General features: G+C 69.2%; 19 protein-coding genes. 16 read left to right on the top strand and 3 right to left on the bottom strand.

The window, feature by feature from the left end:
- Positions 1–24 precede the first annotated feature (24 nt).
- The 6 genes from EDF48_RS02135 to EDF48_RS02110 all read left to right on the top strand — a co-directional run bounded on the left by EDF48_RS02135 (position 25) and on the right by EDF48_RS02110 (position 5,222).
- The gene (locus tag EDF48_RS02135) at positions 25–636 is read left to right on the top strand and encodes a hypothetical protein (RefSeq protein WP_123339389.1); all 612 of its coding nucleotides are present in this window, start codon (positions 25–27) and stop codon (positions 634–636) included.
- A complete protein-coding gene (locus tag EDF48_RS02130; RefSeq protein ID WP_131877790.1) occupies positions 633–1,337 on the top strand; it encodes a DinB family protein in 705 nt (234 codons plus the stop codon). The genes EDF48_RS02135 and EDF48_RS02130 overlap by 4 nt, the downstream gene beginning before the upstream one ends.
- A gap of 208 nt (positions 1,338–1,545) precedes the next feature.
- Positions 1,546–2,193 (top strand): ABC transporter permease, encoded by a 648-nt coding sequence (locus tag EDF48_RS02125; protein WP_111083581.1) that lies wholly within the window; start codon positions 1,546–1,548, stop codon positions 2,191–2,193.
- Positions 2,180–3,457 (top strand): ATP-binding cassette domain-containing protein, encoded by a 1,278-nt coding sequence (locus tag EDF48_RS02120; RefSeq protein WP_123339391.1) that lies wholly within the window; start codon positions 2,180–2,182, stop codon positions 3,455–3,457. Before EDF48_RS02125 ends, EDF48_RS02120 begins: the two co-directional genes overlap by 14 nt.
- Positions 3,454–4,215, top strand: coding sequence for an ABC transporter permease (locus EDF48_RS02115; RefSeq protein WP_123937044.1), 762 nt, complete (start codon positions 3,454–3,456; stop codon positions 4,213–4,215). The genes EDF48_RS02120 and EDF48_RS02115 overlap by 4 nt, the downstream gene beginning before the upstream one ends.
- Positions 4,212–5,222: a glycine betaine ABC transporter substrate-binding protein gene (locus EDF48_RS02110; RefSeq protein WP_131877788.1), complete on the top strand. Its 1,011-nt coding sequence runs from the start codon at positions 4,212–4,214 to the stop codon at positions 5,220–5,222. Before EDF48_RS02115 ends, EDF48_RS02110 begins: the two co-directional genes overlap by 4 nt.
- An 81-nt stretch (positions 5,223–5,303) precedes the next feature.
- Here EDF48_RS02110 and EDF48_RS02105 read toward each other — a convergent pair whose 3' ends face one another.
- A complete protein-coding gene (locus EDF48_RS02105; protein WP_131877786.1) occupies positions 5,304–5,933 on the bottom strand; it encodes a TetR/AcrR family transcriptional regulator in 630 nt (209 codons plus the stop codon).
- 80 nt (positions 5,934–6,013) lie between these two features.
- Here EDF48_RS02105 and EDF48_RS02100 point away from each other — a divergent pair, with 80 nt between their 5' ends.
- The 3 genes from EDF48_RS02100 to EDF48_RS02090 are packed head-to-tail and all read left to right on the top strand — an operon-like array spanning position 6,014 to position 8,588.
- Positions 6,014–6,760 (top strand): ABC transporter ATP-binding protein, encoded by a 747-nt coding sequence (locus EDF48_RS02100; protein ID WP_131877784.1) that lies wholly within the window; start codon positions 6,014–6,016, stop codon positions 6,758–6,760.
- Positions 6,757–8,034, top strand: coding sequence for an ABC transporter permease (locus EDF48_RS02095; RefSeq protein WP_123293020.1), 1,278 nt, complete (start codon positions 6,757–6,759; stop codon positions 8,032–8,034). Before EDF48_RS02100 ends, EDF48_RS02095 begins: the two co-directional genes overlap by 4 nt.
- Before the next feature lie 26 nt (positions 8,035–8,060).
- Positions 8,061–8,588 (top strand): GNAT family protein, encoded by a 528-nt coding sequence (locus EDF48_RS02090; protein WP_123293021.1) that lies wholly within the window; start codon positions 8,061–8,063, stop codon positions 8,586–8,588.
- Positions 8,589–8,638: 50 nt separating this feature from the next.
- On the opposite strand, the gene EDF48_RS02085 is transcribed toward EDF48_RS02090, so the two are convergent.
- Complete coding sequence (locus EDF48_RS02085; RefSeq protein ID WP_123339397.1) at positions 8,639–8,914, bottom strand: hypothetical protein; 276 nt, start codon at positions 8,912–8,914, stop codon at positions 8,639–8,641.
- Positions 8,915–9,016: 102 nt separating this feature from the next.
- Between EDF48_RS02085 and EDF48_RS02080 the strand changes: the two genes are divergently transcribed.
- The 3 genes from EDF48_RS02080 (at position 9,017) to EDF48_RS02070 (ending at position 11,887) form a co-directional block, all read left to right on the top strand.
- On the top strand, positions 9,017–9,685 hold the full coding sequence (locus EDF48_RS02080) for a hypothetical protein (protein WP_111083572.1): 669 nt from the start codon (positions 9,017–9,019) through the stop codon (positions 9,683–9,685).
- A gap of 307 nt (positions 9,686–9,992) precedes the next feature.
- Complete coding sequence (locus EDF48_RS02075) at positions 9,993–11,438, top strand: NAD(P)/FAD-dependent oxidoreductase (RefSeq protein WP_131877782.1); 1,446 nt, start codon at positions 9,993–9,995, stop codon at positions 11,436–11,438.
- Positions 11,439–11,443: 5 nt separating this feature from the next.
- Entirely contained in the window at positions 11,444–11,887 is a 444-nt protein-coding gene (locus EDF48_RS02070) for an SRPBCC family protein (RefSeq protein WP_123293024.1), read from the top strand.
- 77 nt (positions 11,888–11,964) lie between these two features.
- Here EDF48_RS02070 and EDF48_RS02065 read toward each other — a convergent pair whose 3' ends face one another.
- Complete coding sequence (locus EDF48_RS02065) at positions 11,965–12,783, bottom strand: shikimate 5-dehydrogenase (protein ID WP_131877780.1); 819 nt, start codon at positions 12,781–12,783, stop codon at positions 11,965–11,967.
- A 78-nt stretch (positions 12,784–12,861) separates the two neighbouring features.
- Between EDF48_RS02065 and EDF48_RS02060 the strand changes: the two genes are divergently transcribed.
- From EDF48_RS02060 to EDF48_RS02045, 4 genes are all read left to right on the top strand, one after another.
- Positions 12,862–13,800 (top strand): NADP-dependent oxidoreductase, encoded by a 939-nt coding sequence (locus EDF48_RS02060; protein ID WP_243698009.1) that lies wholly within the window; start codon positions 12,862–12,864, stop codon positions 13,798–13,800.
- A gap of 100 nt (positions 13,801–13,900) precedes the next feature.
- Entirely contained in the window at positions 13,901–14,095 is a 195-nt protein-coding gene (locus EDF48_RS02055) for a PspC domain-containing protein (protein ID WP_111083567.1), read from the top strand.
- 175 nt (positions 14,096–14,270) lie between these two features.
- Positions 14,271–15,692 carry an L-serine ammonia-lyase gene (locus EDF48_RS02050; RefSeq protein ID WP_131877778.1) on the top strand — a complete coding sequence of 474 codons (1,422 nt, stop codon included), beginning with the start codon at positions 14,271–14,273 and terminating at the stop codon, positions 15,690–15,692.
- Positions 15,693–15,794: 102 nt separating this feature from the next.
- Positions 15,795–17,852, top strand: coding sequence for a DUF4365 domain-containing protein (locus EDF48_RS02045; RefSeq protein WP_131877776.1), 2,058 nt, complete (start codon positions 15,795–15,797; stop codon positions 17,850–17,852).
- Positions 17,853–17,914 lie beyond the last annotated feature (62 nt).

Genomic DNA, 17,914 nt, shown 5'->3' with positions numbered 1-17,914 from the left:
GCACAGCCGATCGGAGGGGCCCTCATGACCCTCGAGTTCCGCGTCCAGCACGACGTCGCCACCGACGCCTCTCCCGCCCCCACCCGATCCGAGCGAACCGGCCTCCGCGGGTTCCTCGACCGCCTCGCCGAGCGCCGCGCCGCCGCACGCGTCCGACGGGTCGAAGCCCGGCTGCAGGAACTCGGCGAGCTCGAGCACCTGCTGTCCGACGCGCGTGGCGTCGTCGAACGCGGCTGGATCCAGCACGCCTGGTTCGCGTACCTCGACGAGCACGGCCGGATGCGGAAGGCCACGAGTGCCGCCGCGATGGACGTGCAGGGGCGACCGCTCGTCGCTGCGTGCCTGGTCGGCGCGGTCGTCTCGGCCGCTGGCGGGCCGCACGCCGTGCACTCGCCGCGGGTCCAGCACTCCCTCGACCTGGTCTGGCACGCGCTCGCCGTGGACGAGGGCGCGCCGGTGCTCTGGTGTCCGGCGCCCGACGTCCGGATGGGCCGCGTGCGTGACCTGACGAGCTGGAACGACGCCCCTGCGCGCACCTCGGCCGAGGTGGCCGGGCTGCTGCTCACCGCGGAGCGGGTGGCCGTGCAGGAATCGGCACGCCTGCAGGACGTCGTGGTGGCACGATCGAGGGCATGAGCAGCACCGACGCCGTCCCCGAGGTCCACCCCGCGACGACCACCGGCCTCGCGTCCAGCGGGAACTCGGCCCTGTCGGACGAGGGCGCGTCGTCGGACACCGACCCCCTGGCCTCGGCCGCAGCGGTGAAGCGGACGCTGCACCGGTACCTGCAGAAGCACCGCGCCGCGCTCCTCGGCAAGCTCGACGGCCTGGCCGAACGGCAGGCCCGGTGGCCGGTGACCCCGACCGGCACGAACGTGCTCGGGCTGGTGAAGCACGTCGCCGGTGTGCAGGTCGGGTACTTCGGCGAGGTGTTCGGTCGGCCGCTTCCGGACCCGCCCGCCTGGCTCGAGTCGGAGGACGGCGAGGACATGTACGCGACGCTCGACGAGACCCTGGACGACGTCGTGGCCTTCCACCACCGCAGTGCAGCGCACGCCGACGCCACCATCGAAGCGCTCGACCTCGACGCCCGCGGCACCGTCCCCTGGTGGCCGGAGGAGTTCCGCGAGGTCACGCTCCACCGCATCCTGGTGCACATGGCGTACGAGACGGCCCGGCACGCGGGGCACGCAGACATCGTCCGCGAGATGCTCGACGGACTGGCGGGCGACGGGGACGGCAACCTGGCCGACAAGAGCCCGGAGGAGTGGGTCCTCTGGCGCGAGCAGCTCGTCGACATCGCCGAGCGGTCCGGCCTGCGGGGCTTGGCCATGTAGCCGATGGCCCCTCACGATCGTTACCGTTCTCTCAGGCTCGACGGTCGAACTGGTCGCTGACCAGGGGTTCTCGTCCGGTCGTCTGCACAGGAAACGATCGCTTCCGCTGCACCTCGTCGTGCGACCGGTCCGTGCTCTGCGTAGCTTTGGCGCAGCTTGTGCCCCGACCCGTGGGCAGTTCGGCCGACCGGAAGGGGAGCGCCCACCCGTGTTCCAGTACGTCGTGGAGCGATGGAGCCAGATCTGGTTCTCGTCGTGGCAACACTTCTCACTGGTGGTCCAGTGCACGGTGCTCGCCACGGTCATCGCCGTGGTGCTCGCCACACTCGTCTACCGCAGTCCCCGCCTGACCTCCGTCGCGAACGGGGTGTCCGCCATCGGCCTCACCCTGCCGTCCTTCGCGGTCATCGGCCTGCTCATCGTCCCGCTCGGCTTCGGCGTGCTGCCGTCCGTCGTGACGGTCGTCTTCTTCGCCGCCCTGCCCATCCTGCGCAACGCGGTCGTCGGCCTCGCCGAGATCCCGCCGAGCGTGGTCGAGTCCGCGCGCGGCATCGGCATGAGCCGGTTCCGGACCCTCGTGCAGGTCGAACTGCCGATGGCCTGGCCGATCATCCTGAGCGGCGTCCGCGTGTCCGCCCAGATGGTGATGGGCATCGCAGCCATCGCCGCGTACGCCCTCGGCCCCGGGCTCGGCGGCTTCATCTTCTCCGGACTCTCGCGCCTCGGCGGCGCGAACGCCCTGTACTCCGTGGTCGTCGGGGTGGTCGGCGTCGTCCTGCTCGCCCTCGTCCTCGACCTGCTCCTCCTCGGCCTCGGCCGCCTGACCATCTCGAGAGGTATCCGTGTCCAGCACTGACTCCGCCACCACCACCGCGCCCGACGGGGACGTCACCGGCCGCAGCATCCTGCTCGACGAGGTCACCAAGCGGTACCCCGGGCAGTCGAAGCCCGCCGTCGACGGCATCACCCTCGAGATCCCGGCCGGCAAGATCGTCATGCTCGTCGGCCCGTCCGGCTGCGGCAAGACGACGACCCTCAAGATGATCAACCGCCTGATCGAGCCCACCGAGGGCCGCATCGTCGTCGGTGACGACGACGTGACCGGCATCGACGCCGACGAGCTCCGCCGCCGGATGGGCTACGTGATCCAGGCCGGCGGGCTCTTCCCGCACATGACCGTCGCCGCGAACATCGCGATCGTGCCGAAGATGCTCGGCTGGTCGAAGGAGAAGATCGCGGCGCGTGTCGACGAGCTGCTCGACCTCGTGTCGCTCGACCCCGCCACCTACCGCGACCGCTACCCCCGCGAACTCTCCGGCGGCCAGCAGCAGCGCGTCGGCGTCGCCCGGGCGCTCGCCGCGGACCCGCCCGTCCTGCTGATGGACGAGCCGTTCGGTGCGGTCGACCCGATCACCCGGCAGCGCCTGCAGGACGAGCTCCTGCGGATCCAGGAAGAGCTGCACAAGACGATCGTCATCGTCAGCCACGACTTCGACGAGGCCGTGAAGCTCGGCGACTGGATCGTCATCTTCACCGAGGGTGCCCACATCGTGCAGTACGACACCCCGGAGCGGATCCTGGCGGAGCCGGCGAACGAGTTCGTCGAGAACTTCATCGGCTCGGGCGCCGGGCTGAAGCAGCTCACCCTGAACCGCGTCCGCGACGTCGAGGTCGTCTCCGCGGTGACCTGCTCCCCCGGCGAAGAGGCGAAGGCCGTCCTGCAGCGCATGCAGGAGGCCGGAGGCCACGGGCACGCCGTCGTGGTCGACCGTCGGCAGCGGCCGATCGGCTGGCCGTCCCGCCGACAGCTCGAGCGCCTGGACCGGATCCCGGACGGCGTCGACCCGGAGCTGCCCATCGTGGGCGAGGCCTCGACGCTCAACGACGCCCTCGACACCATGCTCGTCTCGAGCGCCGGGGCCGCACTGGTCACCGGTCGTGGCGAGGCGTTCCGCGGTGTCATCACGGTCGAGGTCGTCATGGAGGCCATCACCCGGTCGCGTGCAGCGGCCGCCGACGACCGCGCGTACACGCCGGTCGGCACGAACACCAACCAGATCGAGACGCTGCCGTCCTCGCCGGCCGCGCCCGTGATCGCGCCCTCCGGGGAAGACCTGTGAGTGCTGTCACCGCCGGACCCGCCACCGGCGCCAGCACGTCCTGGAAGGGCCTGCTGTTCCAGCCGATCGCGATCCTGGTCGTGCTCGCCGGGTTCGCGGTCTGGCTCGCCACGGCCGACCTCACGCCCACCGAACGCACGACGCTCAACCCGGCCGACATCCTCGACCTGACCGGGCAGCACCTCGTGCTGACCCTGCAGGCGACGGTGCTCGTGCTCGTGATCGGTATCCCGCTCGGCATCGTCCTCACGCGCGGACCGCTGCGTCGGGCGAGCCCGTACGTGCTCGCCGTCGCGAACTTCGGGCAGGCGGCCCCCGCTGTCGGCCTGATCGTGCTGCTCGCCGCGTGGCTCGGCCTGAACAGCTGGTCCGCCGTGGTCGCGCTCGTGCTCTACGCGATCCTGCCGGTCCTCCGGAACACCATGATCGGCGTGCAGAGCGTCGACTCGCGCCTCGTCGAGGCCGGCCGTGGCATGGGCATGAGCGCGTTCAGCGTCCTGATGCGCGTCGAGCTGCCCCTCGCGGTGCCGGTCATGCTGTCCGGCATCCGGACGGCGCTCGTGCTGCTCGTCGGCACCGCGAGCCTGGCCACCTTCGTCGGTGCCGGTGGTCTCGGTCTCCTCATCACCACGGGCGTGACGCTGTTCCTGCCGAAGGTGCTCGTCGCCGGGGCGCTGCTCGTGGCGCTCCTCGCCCTCTCCATCGACTGGCTCGGCCGTGTGGTCGAGACCGTCGCACGTCCGAAGGGACTCCGATGAACCGCCGTACCCGCCGCCTCCGCCGCGGGGCCGCCGTCGCCCTCGCCGGTGCCACCGCGCTCGTCCTGGCCGGCTGCGGCCTGCAGCCCGCGACGTCCTTCGTCCCCGAGGCCGGTCCGGGCACCATCGAGCGCATCGACGACCTGCCGGACGGTGCCCACATCACCGTGACGTCGAAGAACTTCACGGAGCAGCTCGTGCTCGGCAAGATTGCGGTCCTCGCCGCGAAGGCCGCTGGGTTCGACGTCACCGACGAGACCAACGTGCCGGGCAGCGTCGCCGTCCGCGAGTTGATGACCTCGCACGGTGCGGACTTCACGTACGAGTACACCGGCACCGCCTGGCTGACCTTCATGGGCCACGCCGAGGGGATCCCGGACAAGACCGAGCAGTGGGAAGCGGTCAAGAAGGAGGACGCCGGCAACGGGCTCACGTGGCTGAACCCGGCGCCGATGAACAACACCTACGCGTTCGCGGTGCGGGACGAAGCGGTCAAGGAGCTCGGGGACATCAAGACCCTCTCCGACATCGCGAAGCTGCCCGTCGACGAGCGCACCTTCTGCGTGGAGTCGGAGTTCAACTCGCGAGCCGACGGGTTCAAGCCGATGCTCAAGAAGTACGGCTTGGAGCTCGGCGGCTCGGGGGAGAACGGGATCCCGAGCGACAACGTCAGCATCCTCGACACCGGCACGGTCTACACGGCCACCGACCGCGGCAAGTGCAACTTCGGCGAGGTCTTCACCACCGACGGCCGCATCAAGTCGCTCGGCCTGACCGTGCTCGAGGACGACAAGGGCTTCTTCCCGGCGTACAACGTCGCGCCGGTGCTCGACTCGGCCACGCTCAAGGAGTACCCGCAGCTCGCCGACGTCTACGACCAGATCTCGCCGAAGCTCACCGATGCGGTGCTGCAGGAGCTGAACCGTCAGGTCGACGTCGAGGGGCGCGAGCCGGCCGACGTCGCGTTCGACTGGATGGTGAAGGAGGGCTTCATCACGAAGCCGTGACGGCTCTCGACGCATCCACGTCATGGACGGGAGGCCCGGTGCCGGGTGGCACCGGGCCTCCCGTCCGTCCGTGGTTGCGTCTCAGGCCGCAGCGATGCGCGCAGCCGTGTCGCGGATCGACGCGACGACGCGGGCGCGGACCTCTTCCGGGTCGGAACCCTCGTGCCGCGCCGAACTCCGCAGGCCGGTCATGCACATGCCGAGCAGCATCTCGGCGGCCTGCGGGGTCGCGGCGTCCGGCCCCCACGCCGGATCGCGTTCGAGGATCGTGCGCACCGCACCCGTCATCGCCTCGGCCACGGTCGTCATCCGGCTGACCTGGCGGCGCATGAGCTGCGGGAAGCGCACGATGACCTCCTTCCGGGCGAGCCGCTCGTGCTCGTCGCCGAACGACGAGCCGAACACCAGGAACGCGAGGTCGACCACGGCCTGCGCAGCCGGCTCCCCCGCGACGGTCTCGAGGTGCGCTGCCAGGGTCTCGGTGTCCAGGTCGAGCTCGGTGTGCCCGAGGACCGCGTCCTCCTTGCTCTCGAAGTAGTTGAAGAACGTGCGGGGTGACACCTCGGCGCGTGCGGCGATCTGTTCGATCGTGGTGTGGTCGATGTCCTGCTCGAGCGCGAGGGACCGAGCCGCCTCCGCGATGCGGTGGCGTGTCTCGATGCGCTTGCGGTCGCGCAGACCCATCTCGGTGGCGGGCGCGGTGTCGGGCATGGCCCGACTGTAACCGGAACGTCACATGATCTACAGCAAACGCAAACTTGCAGTCGTGCAGTGGACACTACGGTGGGGCCATGACCACTCCCGTGCTCGAGGCCCGTGACCTCGCCAGGACCTACGGCCGAGGCCCGACGCGGTTCGACGCGCTCAAGGGGGTGTCGCTCCAGGTGCACCAGGGCGAGAGCCTGGCGATCGTCGGCAAGTCCGGTTCGGGCAAGTCGACGCTCATGCACCTGCTCGCACTGCTCGACAAGCCGTCGACCGGGCAGGTCCTGCTCGACGGGACCGATGCGGCGACCCTCGGCGCGCGGCAGGCGAACCGCACGCGCAACAGCACCTTCGGGTTCGTGTTCCAGCAGTTCTTCCTGACCCCCAAGACCTCGGTCCTCGACAACGTCGTGCTCCCGCTCAAGATCGCGGGCGTCTCCGGGGCCGAGCGGAAGCGACGCGGCATGGCGGCGCTCGACTCCCTCGGTCTGGCCGACAAGGCGAAGAACGACGCCAACGACCTGTCCGGCGGGCAGAAGCAGCGCGTGGTCATCGCACGCGCGCTGGTCGGTGAGCCGAGCGTCATCTTCGCCGACGAGCCGACCGGCAACCTCGACACGAACACCGGGCAGGTGGTCGAGGACATGCTCTTCGGCCTGCAGCGCGAACGCGGGATCACGCTCGTCGTGGTCACCCACGACGAAGAACTCGCGGCCCGCTGCGACCGCAGCGTCAACGTCCGCGACGGACTCATCGTCGGTGGATCCGACGGCACACCCACCGCCGGTGCCGCCGTCGACCAGCAGGCCACGCACGGAAGGCACTCCGCATGAACTTCCTCGACCTGCTCCGCACCGCGGTCTCGAACACCTTCCGGTCGAAGCTGCGCACGACCCTGACCGTCATCGCGATCTTCATCGGCGCCTTCACGATCACGCTGACCTCGGCGATCGGTACGGGGGTCAGCAACTACATCGACACCCAGGTCTCGTCGATCGGTGACACCGGTTCCCTGACCATCACGAAGGCCGTCGACACCGCATCGACCGACAGCGGGCCGGCGAAGTACGACCCCGACGAGTCCGGCCAGAGCGTCGACCGCGGTCCGGCGTCGTTCTCGTACCTGTCGCAGTCCGACGTCGACGACATCCGTGCGATCGACGGCATCAAGAGCATCCGTCCGGCGGTCGCCCTGGCGCCGAAGTACGCCGAGCACGGCGACGACGGCAAGTACGTCGTCTCCCTGACCGCCAACGCGGGAGAACTCGACGCCGACCTGGCGAGCGGGAAGCAACTCGACGACGACACCGACGCGAACCAGGTGATCCTGCCGACGAACTACCTGGAGAACCTCGGACTCGGCAGCGCGAAGGCCGCCGTCGGCAAGGAACTCACCTTCGCGGTGGACGACTACCAGGGCAAGGAGCACACCCTCACCGCGACGGTGGTCGGTGTGCAGAACGAGTCGCTGTTCGGCGGCGGTGCCGGGGCGAACGCCGCGCTCACCGACGCGATGCAGGCCGCGCAGGAGATCGGCAAGCCGGACTCGATCGCGACCTCGTACGCCAGCGCCACCGCGACGCTCGACTCCGGGGCCTCTGCGACCACGGTCAAGAAGGCGCTGTCGGACGACGGGTTCCTCGGGCAGACCATCCAGGACCAGCTCGGCCAGTTCCAGACCGTCATCAGCGGCATCGTCGGGGTCCTGAACGCCTTCGCCGTCATCGCCCTGGTGGCAGCGGGCTTCGGCATCATCAACACGCTGCTGATGAGCGTGCAGGAACGTACCCGCGAGATCGGCCTGATGAAGGCGATGGGCATGGGCGGCGGCAAGGTCTACACGCTGTTCTCGCTCGAGGCGGTCTTCATCGGGTTCCTCGGCAGCGCCATCGGAGCCGGTGTCGCGATCCTGCTCGGGACGGGCATCTCGAACGTGCTCGCGGGCACGGTGCTCAAGGACCTGCCGGGCCTGCAGATCATGCAGTTCGCGCCGAGTTCGGTGGCAACGATCATCCTCGTCGTGATGTTCATCGCGTTCCTCGCCGGCACGCTCCCCGCGCGCCGCGCCGCACGGCAGAACCCGATCGAGGCGCTCCGGTACGAGTAGGGCCCGGCGTGCATAGTCTCTGACGGGTGGCGGCATTCGGGCGGGACCTCGGGGACGGGTACACGCTCACGCTGCGCGACCTGACGACGGTCGACCCGGTGCTCGAACTCGTGCGGGCGAACCTCGACCGGCTGCGGGCGGCCGAACCGTGGGCGTGGGATCCGCAGGACCGCGAGACCATCGGACTGCACACCGAACGGCTGCTCGGCCAGTTCGCGATGGACCGCGCGCTCCCCTGCGTCATCCGTTCCGACGACCGCATCGTCGGGGTGGCGTCGCTGACCTTCGACCCGTACCTGGGCCAGGCGTCACTCGGCTACTGGGTGGACGCCGGACACGAGGGCCGCGGTGTCGCGGGGCGGGCCGCCGGCGTGCTGGTCGAGGTCGCGCGGGCGCGCGGCACCGCACGGCTCGAGATCCGGACCGGCGTCGACAACGTCCGCAGCCGCGCGCTCGCCGAACGGCTCGGGTTCGCCCTCGAGGGCACTCTGCGGGGCGCGCTGCCGCTCGGGCCCGTCCGCGCCGACGTCGCCGTCTACGGCCTGCTGCTCTAGGCGAGACTCCCCGCCGCCCCCGCGCGCATGCGCGTGCGCATGCGCGTGCGTCAGGAGCCCTGCGTCGCGCCCTGCCAGACCGCGAACACACCGCCGACGACCGCCAGTACGAGCAGCAGGATCCAGACGGCGAGCGCGATGAGGTTCAGGAAGATCCCCCAGCCCGCGCGACCACGGGCGAGCGGTTCCCGGCTGCGCGACGCGACGCCCAGGCACAGCCCGACGATCGGCGCGACGAACGTCCAACCGGCGAGCAGCGAGCAGATCCCGAGGACGAGGCTCGCGGTGCCGAGACCGGTGCGGGGGGACTCCGTGTACGTGACCATGCACCCGACGCTACGGAACCACTCGGGGCGTGTCGTCCCTCCAGGGCGTGATCCGGGTCCACCTGCCGACGGATGGTCACCGGACGCCGGTATCGTCGGAGCATGGCCTTGTTCGGACGACGCAACCACGACGTGCGCGATCGACCCATCAGCCAGGTCGAACTGAAGCGGGCCGTCGACGAGGGGTTCCTCATCGCGAAGGCCGCGGTCACGATCGCGGTCGGCAACCGGATCATCACGAACGCGCTGCGCGACCAGGGGTACTTCGACCACGCACTGATCGCCGAGGCCGCGCGCGAGGAGCTCCACCGCATGGCCGAGGAGCAGCGGGGCGACGCCGCGCGCATGCGGGAGATCCGGTCGACGTCGAGCAAGTCGAAGGGCCGTTCACGGCACCAGCACGACTACCGCCGGGGTGACGACCTCAAGCTGCGCACGCGCGAGGCGACGTACGAGCAACTCGCGACAATGCTCGACAAGCGCCGTGACGACCAGCACTTCGTCGACGGCATCGTGCTCGCCGCCCGCGCCCGAGCCTGGGACGACATCGGCACCACGGTGGTCGGGCGTCTCGGATGGGCCCAGCGTCCGGCCGACGACTACGAGATCGGCCGCGACGACCGTCTGCAGCAGATGCTCGACGAGGACTTCGCGACGTTGCTGGCCGAGCACCCCGTGGGCTCGACCCCGGTCGACGCCGACGAACCCGACGACGCCGACGGCGACGAGGACGGCTCCGACCCTGCGGACCCCGACGTCGCACGCCCCTGAATCGGTACTTGAGATATCACCCGGCGTCGCTAGGCTGATCGGGTAACGCCCCAGGACCATTCGGCACCGCCGGACTCCTGGGGCGAACCGTCTCGCGCACCACGAGCCCGTCCACGCGGCTCCGCTCGAACGGATCCGCGATGACATCGTCGCGATCGCGGGGTACGTCGACCACGATGCTGCGGCCTTCATCGCTGGAGCACAACGGATCGACGCCGTCATCGCCCGGAAGCGGATCGCTGTCTCATCCGGAGCCTCGGTCATCTGACCGGGACCACGCGCAGACACGAGTCCCTAGGCTCGGACCATGGTTGATGCGGTGGTCGTCGGGGCCGGACCGAACGGACTCGCGGCGGCGGTGACGCTCGCCCGTGCGGGCTTGTCCGTCGAGGTGGTCGAACGGAACGACACGATCGGCGGTGGTGCCCGCACCGCCGAGCTCACCCTGCCGGGGTTCCTCCACGACGTCTGCTCGGCGGTGCACCCGATGGCGCTGCAGTCCGAGTTCTTCCGGCTGTTCCGGATGGAGGAGCGCATCGAGCTCCGTCTGCCCGAGGTGCAGTACGGGCACCCGCTCGACGGGGGTCGTGCGGGCATCGCGTACCAGGACCTCGAGCGGACGGCCGCCGAGCTCGGTGTGGACGGCCCGGCCTTCCGGAACCTGATGGGCCCGCTCGCCCGCGCTGCCGACCAGGTCGCCGACTTCGCCACCGACGCCCTCCTGCACGTGCCGCGGCACCCGCTCACGGTGCTGCGGTTCGGCCTGCGCGCACTCGAGCAGGGCAGCAGCGCCTGGAACGCCCGCTTCCGCCAGGACGCCGCCCCGGCGATGGTGTCCGGCGTCGCCGCGCACTCCATCCAGCACATGCCCTCGCTGTCGACGGCCGCCGCGGCGCTGTCGCTCGGCGCCTACGCACACGCCCGCGGTTGGCCCGTGCCGATCGGCGGCAGCCAGGCGATCGTCGACGCGCTCGCCGACGACCTCGTCGCGCACGGCGGACGGATCGTCACCGGGCACGAGGTCCGGTCGCTCGGCGACCTCACCCCGGCGAAGGCGGTGCTCTTCGACACGAGTGTCCCCGGCATGCTGCGGATCGCCGGCTCGCAGATCCCCACGCCGAAGCGCGGCGCGCTCCGCCGGTTCCGGTTCGGCAACGCGGCCGCGAAGGTCGACTTCGCGCTGTCCGATCCGGTGCCGTGGACGAACGAGGCGCTGCGCCGGGCCGGCACGGTGCACATCGGCGGGACCCGAGCCGAGATCGCCGCTGCGGAGGGCTCGGTCGCGCACGGCCAGCACGCCGAACGGCCGTACGTGCTCGGCTCCGAGCCGACCGTGGTCGACCCGACCCGGGCGCCGAAGGGCAAGCACGTCTTCTGGGCCTACGCGCACGTGCCGGCGGGGTCCGACGTCGACCAGACCGAGGCGATCACGCGCCAGGTCGAACGGTTCGCACCAGGGTTCCGCGACACGATCCTGCACACGTCGAGCCGGACGGCCGCGCACATGGCGGACCACAACCCGAACTACGTCGGCGGTGACATCGCCGCCGGTGCTGCGAGCTTCTGGCAGCTCGTGAAGCGCCCGGTGCTGTCCAGCGACCCGTGGCGGATGGGCGGCGGCATGTACCTGTGCTCCGAGTCGTCCGCGCCCGGCCCCGGCGTGCACGGCATGGCCGGTTGGCGTGCCGCGAAGAGCGCACTCCGGCACACCTTCGGGCTGCCCGACGACGTCGACCTCACCCCGGAAGGCTGATCACCATGGCGAAGAACGTCCGCATCCTGCACTGCGCTCCCGAGGACGTCTTCGACGTGCTCGGCGACGGCTGGCTCTACACGACCTGGGTGGTCGGTGCCTCACGCATGCGGAAGCAGGAGGCCGGTTGGCCGCAGGTCGGCACGCACCTGCACCACTCCTTCGGTGCCTGGCCGCTCGTCATCGACGACGTCACGACCTCGTTGGTGTGGGACCCGCCGCACCGCATGGTGATCCAGCCGAAGGGGTGGCCGATCGGCGAGGCCCGCGTGGAGCTGACCGTGGAGCCGCACCGCAAGGGCTGCAAGGTGACGATCGTCGAGAACGCCGTCGCCGGTCCGGGGGCCTGGGTCCCCGACTTCCTCATGCAGCCGCTCATCTGGGTCCGCAACCACGAGACCCTGCGCCGGCTCGGGTGGGTGGCCGTCGGACGCGCGACGAACGCCTGAGACGTTCCCACGAGGGCGGACGGGAGGCGCGGTGCCGGCTGGCACCGCGCCTCCCGTCCGTCTTCTGGGCGCGTCGACTACTCGGCGCGCGAGAACTCGCTGGCGCGCGCCACCTGGTCGTCCGTCAGGGCGACGCCCGTGTACCGCTGGAACTGGCGGGCCGCCTGCATGGCGATGACCTCGGCTCCGGTGATGACGTGCTTGCCGGCGTCCCGTCCCGCACGGACCAGCGGGGTCTCCCACGGGAACGCGACCACGTCGAAGACCGTGTGGGCCGCCTCGATCCGGTCCTGTGCGAAGGCGAGCGCGTCCTGCTGGTCGCCTCGCATGCCGAGCGGCGTGACGTTGACCACCAGGTCGGACTCCCCAGCCTCGCGCTCCTCGGCGACCCACTCGTAGCCGTACTGCGACGCGAGCGCCGGGCCGGTCTGCTCGTTGCGGGCGACGACCGTCAGGCGGTCGAAGCCGGCGCCGCGGAACGCCGCGGTCACGGCCTTCGCCATGCCGCCGGAGCCGCGGAGCAGCACCCGGGACGCGGTGTCGACGTCGTACGACCCGAGCAGCGCGGCGATCGCCTCGTAGTCGGTGTTCGACGCGGTGAGCACGCCGTCGTCGTTCACGACCGTGTTCACCGACTGGATGGCGGCGGCGGACTCCTCGACGTGGTCGACGAGCGGGATGATCGCCTCCTTGAAGGGCATCGACACCGAGCAGCCGCGGATGCCGAGCGCTCGGATGCCGGCAACGGCGCCGGGCAGGTCGGTCGTGGTGAACGCCTTGTACAGGAAGTTGAGCCCGAGCTCGTCGTACAGGAAGTTGTGGAACCGGGTGCCGATGTTGCTCGGCCGGGCCGCGAGCGACATGCAGACCTGCATGTCCTTGTTGAGGATGGGCATGGGGCCAGTCTCCCACCGTCGTGCCGATGGAGCGGTCCACGCGGACCGTTCGTCATGCTCGGGGTACCGTCGGACGCGATGACTGAGATCCCGGAGACCATGCGCGCTGTCCGCTTCGACGAGTGGGGTGACCGCTCTGTGCTGCACGTCGCCGAGGTCCCCGTCCCCGAGGCCACCGCCGGTCGGGTGCTCGTCCGGGTCCGCGCCGCGGGCATCAACCCGGGCGAGTCGGCGATCCGCCAGGGGCTGCTCGACGGCGGGTCCTCCGACGCGCTGCCGTCCGGTCAGGGCACGGACTTCGCCGGCATCGTCGTGGCCGTCGGCGAGGGCGTCGACGGCGTCGACGAGGGCGAAGAGGTCCTCGGGTGGTCGTGGGACCGCGCGAGCCAGGCCGAGTACGTCTCGGTGCCGGCCGAACAGGTCGTGCAGAAGCCCCGGCTGCTCGACTGGACCGTCGCTGGCGGGCTCGACATCGTCGCCACGACCGCTGCCGCAGCCGTCCGTGCCGTCGACCCCCGACCCGGCGAGACCGTCGTCGTGTCCGGTGCCGCCGGTGGTGTCGGCGGGTTCGTCACGCAGCTGCTGACGAACGAGGGCATCGACGTGATCGCGATCGCGTCCGAGGCGAACCACGAGTGGCTCCGGTCGAAGCGTGCGCGGCCCGTCGCGTACGGCGAGGGCCTGCAGGAGCGCATCACCGAGCTCGCCACCAACGGCATCGACGCCCTCATCGACACGTACGGTCCGGAGTACGTGCACCTGGGGATCGCCCTGGGCGTGCCGGTCGACCGCATCGAGACGATCATCGCGTTCGAGGCTGCCGCCGAGGTCGGTGCGAAGGCCTCCGGCAGTGCGGACACCGCCGACCCGGAGATCCTCGGCGCCCTCGCGATGCAGGTGGCGAACGGCGAGGTCGAGGTGCCGATCGCGGCGACCTTCCCGCTCGACCGGGTGCAGGACGCGTACGAGCAGCTGGAGCAGCGGCACACCCGCGGGAAGATCGTGCTGATCCCCTGACGGGCATCGGGCCTTCGGGGTCGTTCGGGGGTTGTCCCCACCGTGCTCCGGGGTACTGCCCGGATGCCCTCGCTCGTCGCCGGTGCGTAGCGTCGTCCCCATGAGCACACTCTCCCGTCCCCGCAACGGCCGCATCCTCGCCGGTGTCTGCGCCGGCCTCGCCGATCGCTTCGGCCTGTCCCGCACCCTCGTCCGCATCGGCTGGGTGATCCTGAGCCTGTTCCCCGGGCCGCTGTGGATCGCCTACGTCGTCCTGTGGTTCGTGGTGCCGGCCGAGGGCAACACCCGCCGCTGAGCCCGGGGGCCGAGTTTCGCGGTGAGCGACAGTTCTCGCGCTCGTGAGTCCGTGATCTGTCGCTCAGCCCGAGACTCGGTGCGGCCAGCTGAGCCCGGTCCGTCCGGACGGGGCTGAGCCCGGTCCGTCCGGACGGGGCTGAGCCCGGTCCGTCCGGACGGGTTAGTGTGGCGGCGTGCCGGTCTCCGTCTTCGATCTGTTCAGCGTGGGTGTCGGTCCCTCGAGCTCGCACACCGTCGGGCCGATGCGGGCCGGCGCCGAGTTCGCGTCCCTGGTCGCCGGGCTGCGCGTCGCCTCCGTCGCCGTCGACCTGTACGGCTCACTGGCGTCGACGGGACAGGGCCACGGCACCCTCGGCGCCGTGGTCGCCGGCCTGATGGGGTCCCACCCCGAGACCGTCGACCCGGACGCGATGTCGTCGGCGCTCGACGCCCTCGAACGCGACGGCCTGCTCCGGCTCGACGGTGGGGCGACCGTGCCGTTCCGGCTCGCCGACATCGTGCTGCACCCCCTGACCATGCTGCCCCGGCACCCGAACGCCATGCGGCTGCGAGCCCGTGACGGAGCCGGTGCCGACCTGGCCGACGAGACGTACTACTCGATCGGCGGCGGCTTCATCGCTCGCGACGGCGACGGCGACGGCGACAGCGACGGCGAGGACGGCGGTGCCGTGGACGACGGTGCCGTGGTCGCGGGGGCGGCGATCCCGGTCGACGACCGCGTGCCGTACCCGTTCTCGAGCGGCGCCGAGCTGCTGGCCGCCTGCGCTGCCTCCGGTCTGCCGATCAGCGGAGTAGCGCTCGCCAACGAGTCGGTCACCCGGACCGACGCCGACGTCCGCTCCGGGCTGCTCGACATCCACGCCGTCATGGACTCGTGCGTCGACCGCTCCGTCCGCCGTGACGGATGCCTGCCCGGCGGGCTCGATGTCCGGCGTCGTGCAGCCACCTGGCACGAGCAGCTCACCCGCGAGGACCCCGACCACGACCCGCTGTTCGCCATGGAGTGGGTGAACCTCGTCGCCATGGCGGTGAACGAGGAGAACGCCACCGGCGGCCGGGTCGTCACCGCACCCACCAACGGCGCCGCCGGCATCATCCCCGCGGTGCTGTACTACGCGCTCACCTACGTCCCCGCGATCACCGCTGCCGACCGCGACGACGCCGTCGTGCGGTTCCTGCTCACAGCCGGCGCCGTCGGGTCGATCTACAAGGAGCGCGCATCGATCTCCGGTGCCGAGGTCGGGTGCCAGGGCGAGGTCGGCTCGGCCGCGTCGATGGCGGCCGCCGGACTCGCCGAGGTCCTCGGGGGCACCCCGGAACAGGTCGAGAACGCCGCGGAGATCGCGATGGAGCACAACCTCGGGCTCACCTGCGACCCGATCGGTGGCCTGGTGCAGATCCCGTGCATCGAGCGGAACGCGATCGCGGCGAACAAGGCGATCAACGCCGCACGGATGGCCCTGCGTGGCGACGGCGTGCACCACGTGTCGCTTGACCAGGTCGTCGAGACGATGCGGCAGACCGGGGCGGACATGTCGACGAAGTACAAGGAGACCGCCATGGGCGGGCTCGCGGTGAACGTCCCGCTCTGCTGAGCGTCGGCCTTCGTGCAGATCGATATCCCGCCGACGGGAGCGACGCAAACGAAGCCGCGCGGGGCTCGTAGCGGCCTGCCGCCCGCATGACCGTCGCCGTTAGTGTCGCTGTCGCTGTCGCTGTCGCTGTCGCTGTCGCTGGCGTTCCCTTCGGCGCTCGTATCGAAATCGAACTGGTCGCTACTACTCCTCAGTGAGGTCGACCCATCCCGACGACCGATCCTCGACCTGCCCCAGGCAGGTAACCTCCGTGCAGTGGCAGGAAGCCCGCTTGAGATCCGGGAGGCGCACTTGACCGACGACATGCCGCAACGGCCCTACCAACACGACCTTGAGTCCAACTCGCGTAGGGCTTTTGAGCAGCGCTTGCCGAAAAATTGGACGGTTGAGCCGCGAGAGCACGATTACGGAATTGACCTAGATGTCGAGGTTTTCGACGGAGGCTCAGCAACCGGCATGCGATTTGGTGTCCAACTCAAGGGCCAAGTCAAGTCAGACAACCCACCTCGAGTGACCCTAAAACGCTCAACCCTCAACTATTGGCGTGAGAGTGACGTACCGGTTGTGGTCGTTGTGTGGGATGAATCCACCGATGAAGTGTTCTGGGAGATGGGCTACCGAATCGACAGGTATAAAAAGAGTCCAACTGCCAAGAGCTGGAAAGTTGTCATCGGGCAAAAATGGGATGACAATTCTTCCGCCCTAATCAAGCGGGAAATCTCGTCCCGACGCGCTCTGCTGCGGGGCAATGTTGAGCTTCCCGTCTCCATTGTGATCGAGCGTCGAGAAGACTGGCTGGGAGACGAACGCCTCTCAAATGAGCTGTCCGCCAGACTTCGCGGTCTGCTAAACCCGCGGGATGAGGTACACGTCGGACGTCTGTCAACGGAGGTCGGTATTGACATCGTAGTGGAACAGAGAGCAATCGAAATTCGTATTTCTGGTCATCCAGGAATCGTACTGCACTTCGACAAAGTATCGTCCGAGGATGATCGCGGTCGCCTCCTCGCGACCACCGTGGCCGACGTGGCTGTCGGGCTCGCGGTGCTTACAGAAAGCCTGCACCTCTTTGCTCTAGAGAGATACTTCCTTTCCGTCGCCGTCCAAGATTCTCAGATGATCCTTGACGAAAAAGCGCTAGGCCAGAGCCTTCTAAAGCTCGCCAGGTCGGACTCGTTCGCAGCTATGATGCAGCTTTACAAACGGTCAGCGCTCCACGGCACTCCGACCCAGCGCCTGCAAGCAACGACTGTGGTCATGGGGCAGAAAGACAACCTTGGACCGTCAGAGCGTAAAAGCTTGGCAGACCTGATACGCAACGAAGCAACTCGGGACGACCTCTACTCTCAGGCCCTCTATAACGCATCGCAGCTGGTCAGAGGAGATGATCGCGGGCTTGCTCGGGCTCTCTTGGACGAAGCGGCCGAGGTCGATCCCGCATATCGGGAACGTTCCTCTTTCTGGTCAGATCGAGCAGCTCTGGACTTTCTGGACGGTGATTACCGTGAATCGGCGGCAAGCTACTACAAGGCCTTCAAACTCGGCGACAATACTCAACTCGCGTTCCACGCCGACGCCCTCCTTTACCAGGGCGACCTGGACGAATCTCTCGCACAGTTCGCGAAGGCGAAGGACCTCGGCTCAAACGTGCATCCCGAGTGGAATCTCAAACTCCTCGCTTTCACGGACGTACGGAATCGAATAGGTGCGCCCGGTCTCGAACGGCAGCCTGAAAAGGCGTGGGCTAAAGCTATAGGGATTGCGGCGGGAGACGCACAAGGCATTATTCAGTGCCTCCATTTGGACTATTTTTGCGCCCCCGCCCTGATGAGGCTAGCTATCTCTATTGCAGACGATCAAGAGCGGGCACATCTCATGCTGGCCTCGGCGTTGGCCAATCCAGGTGATTCGAATACCTGGCTGATGGCTCTGCAAGAAATTGCCGATTACTGCCCGGATCTCCTTGGCGACGCAGCGACATGCGCCCTCCAGACCGTGGGGTCGTCGATCTTTGAAGACGCTTCGCTTTCTGACTTCACGTCCAAGCAAGTAACCACGGCCCTCGAGTCAGTGCGGCACCACCCGAAACCGTTCACCGTGCGATACGTCCAGACCGGCAGCAAGGGCTTCGAAATCATAAATGGCCGTAAAGGCAGCTAGTTCTTTCGAACCGAAACACCCGTTGTCTGGAAAGACCGCTAGCAGAGCCCGCCCCGACGCAG

It is taken from the genome of Curtobacterium sp. PhB191 (genome assembly GCF_004346515.1).
Lineage (GTDB): Bacteria > Actinomycetota > Actinomycetes > Actinomycetales > Microbacteriaceae > Curtobacterium.
Note: the sequence above shows the minus strand (reverse complement) of the source record. Positions and strands in the feature narration are given on the sequence as shown.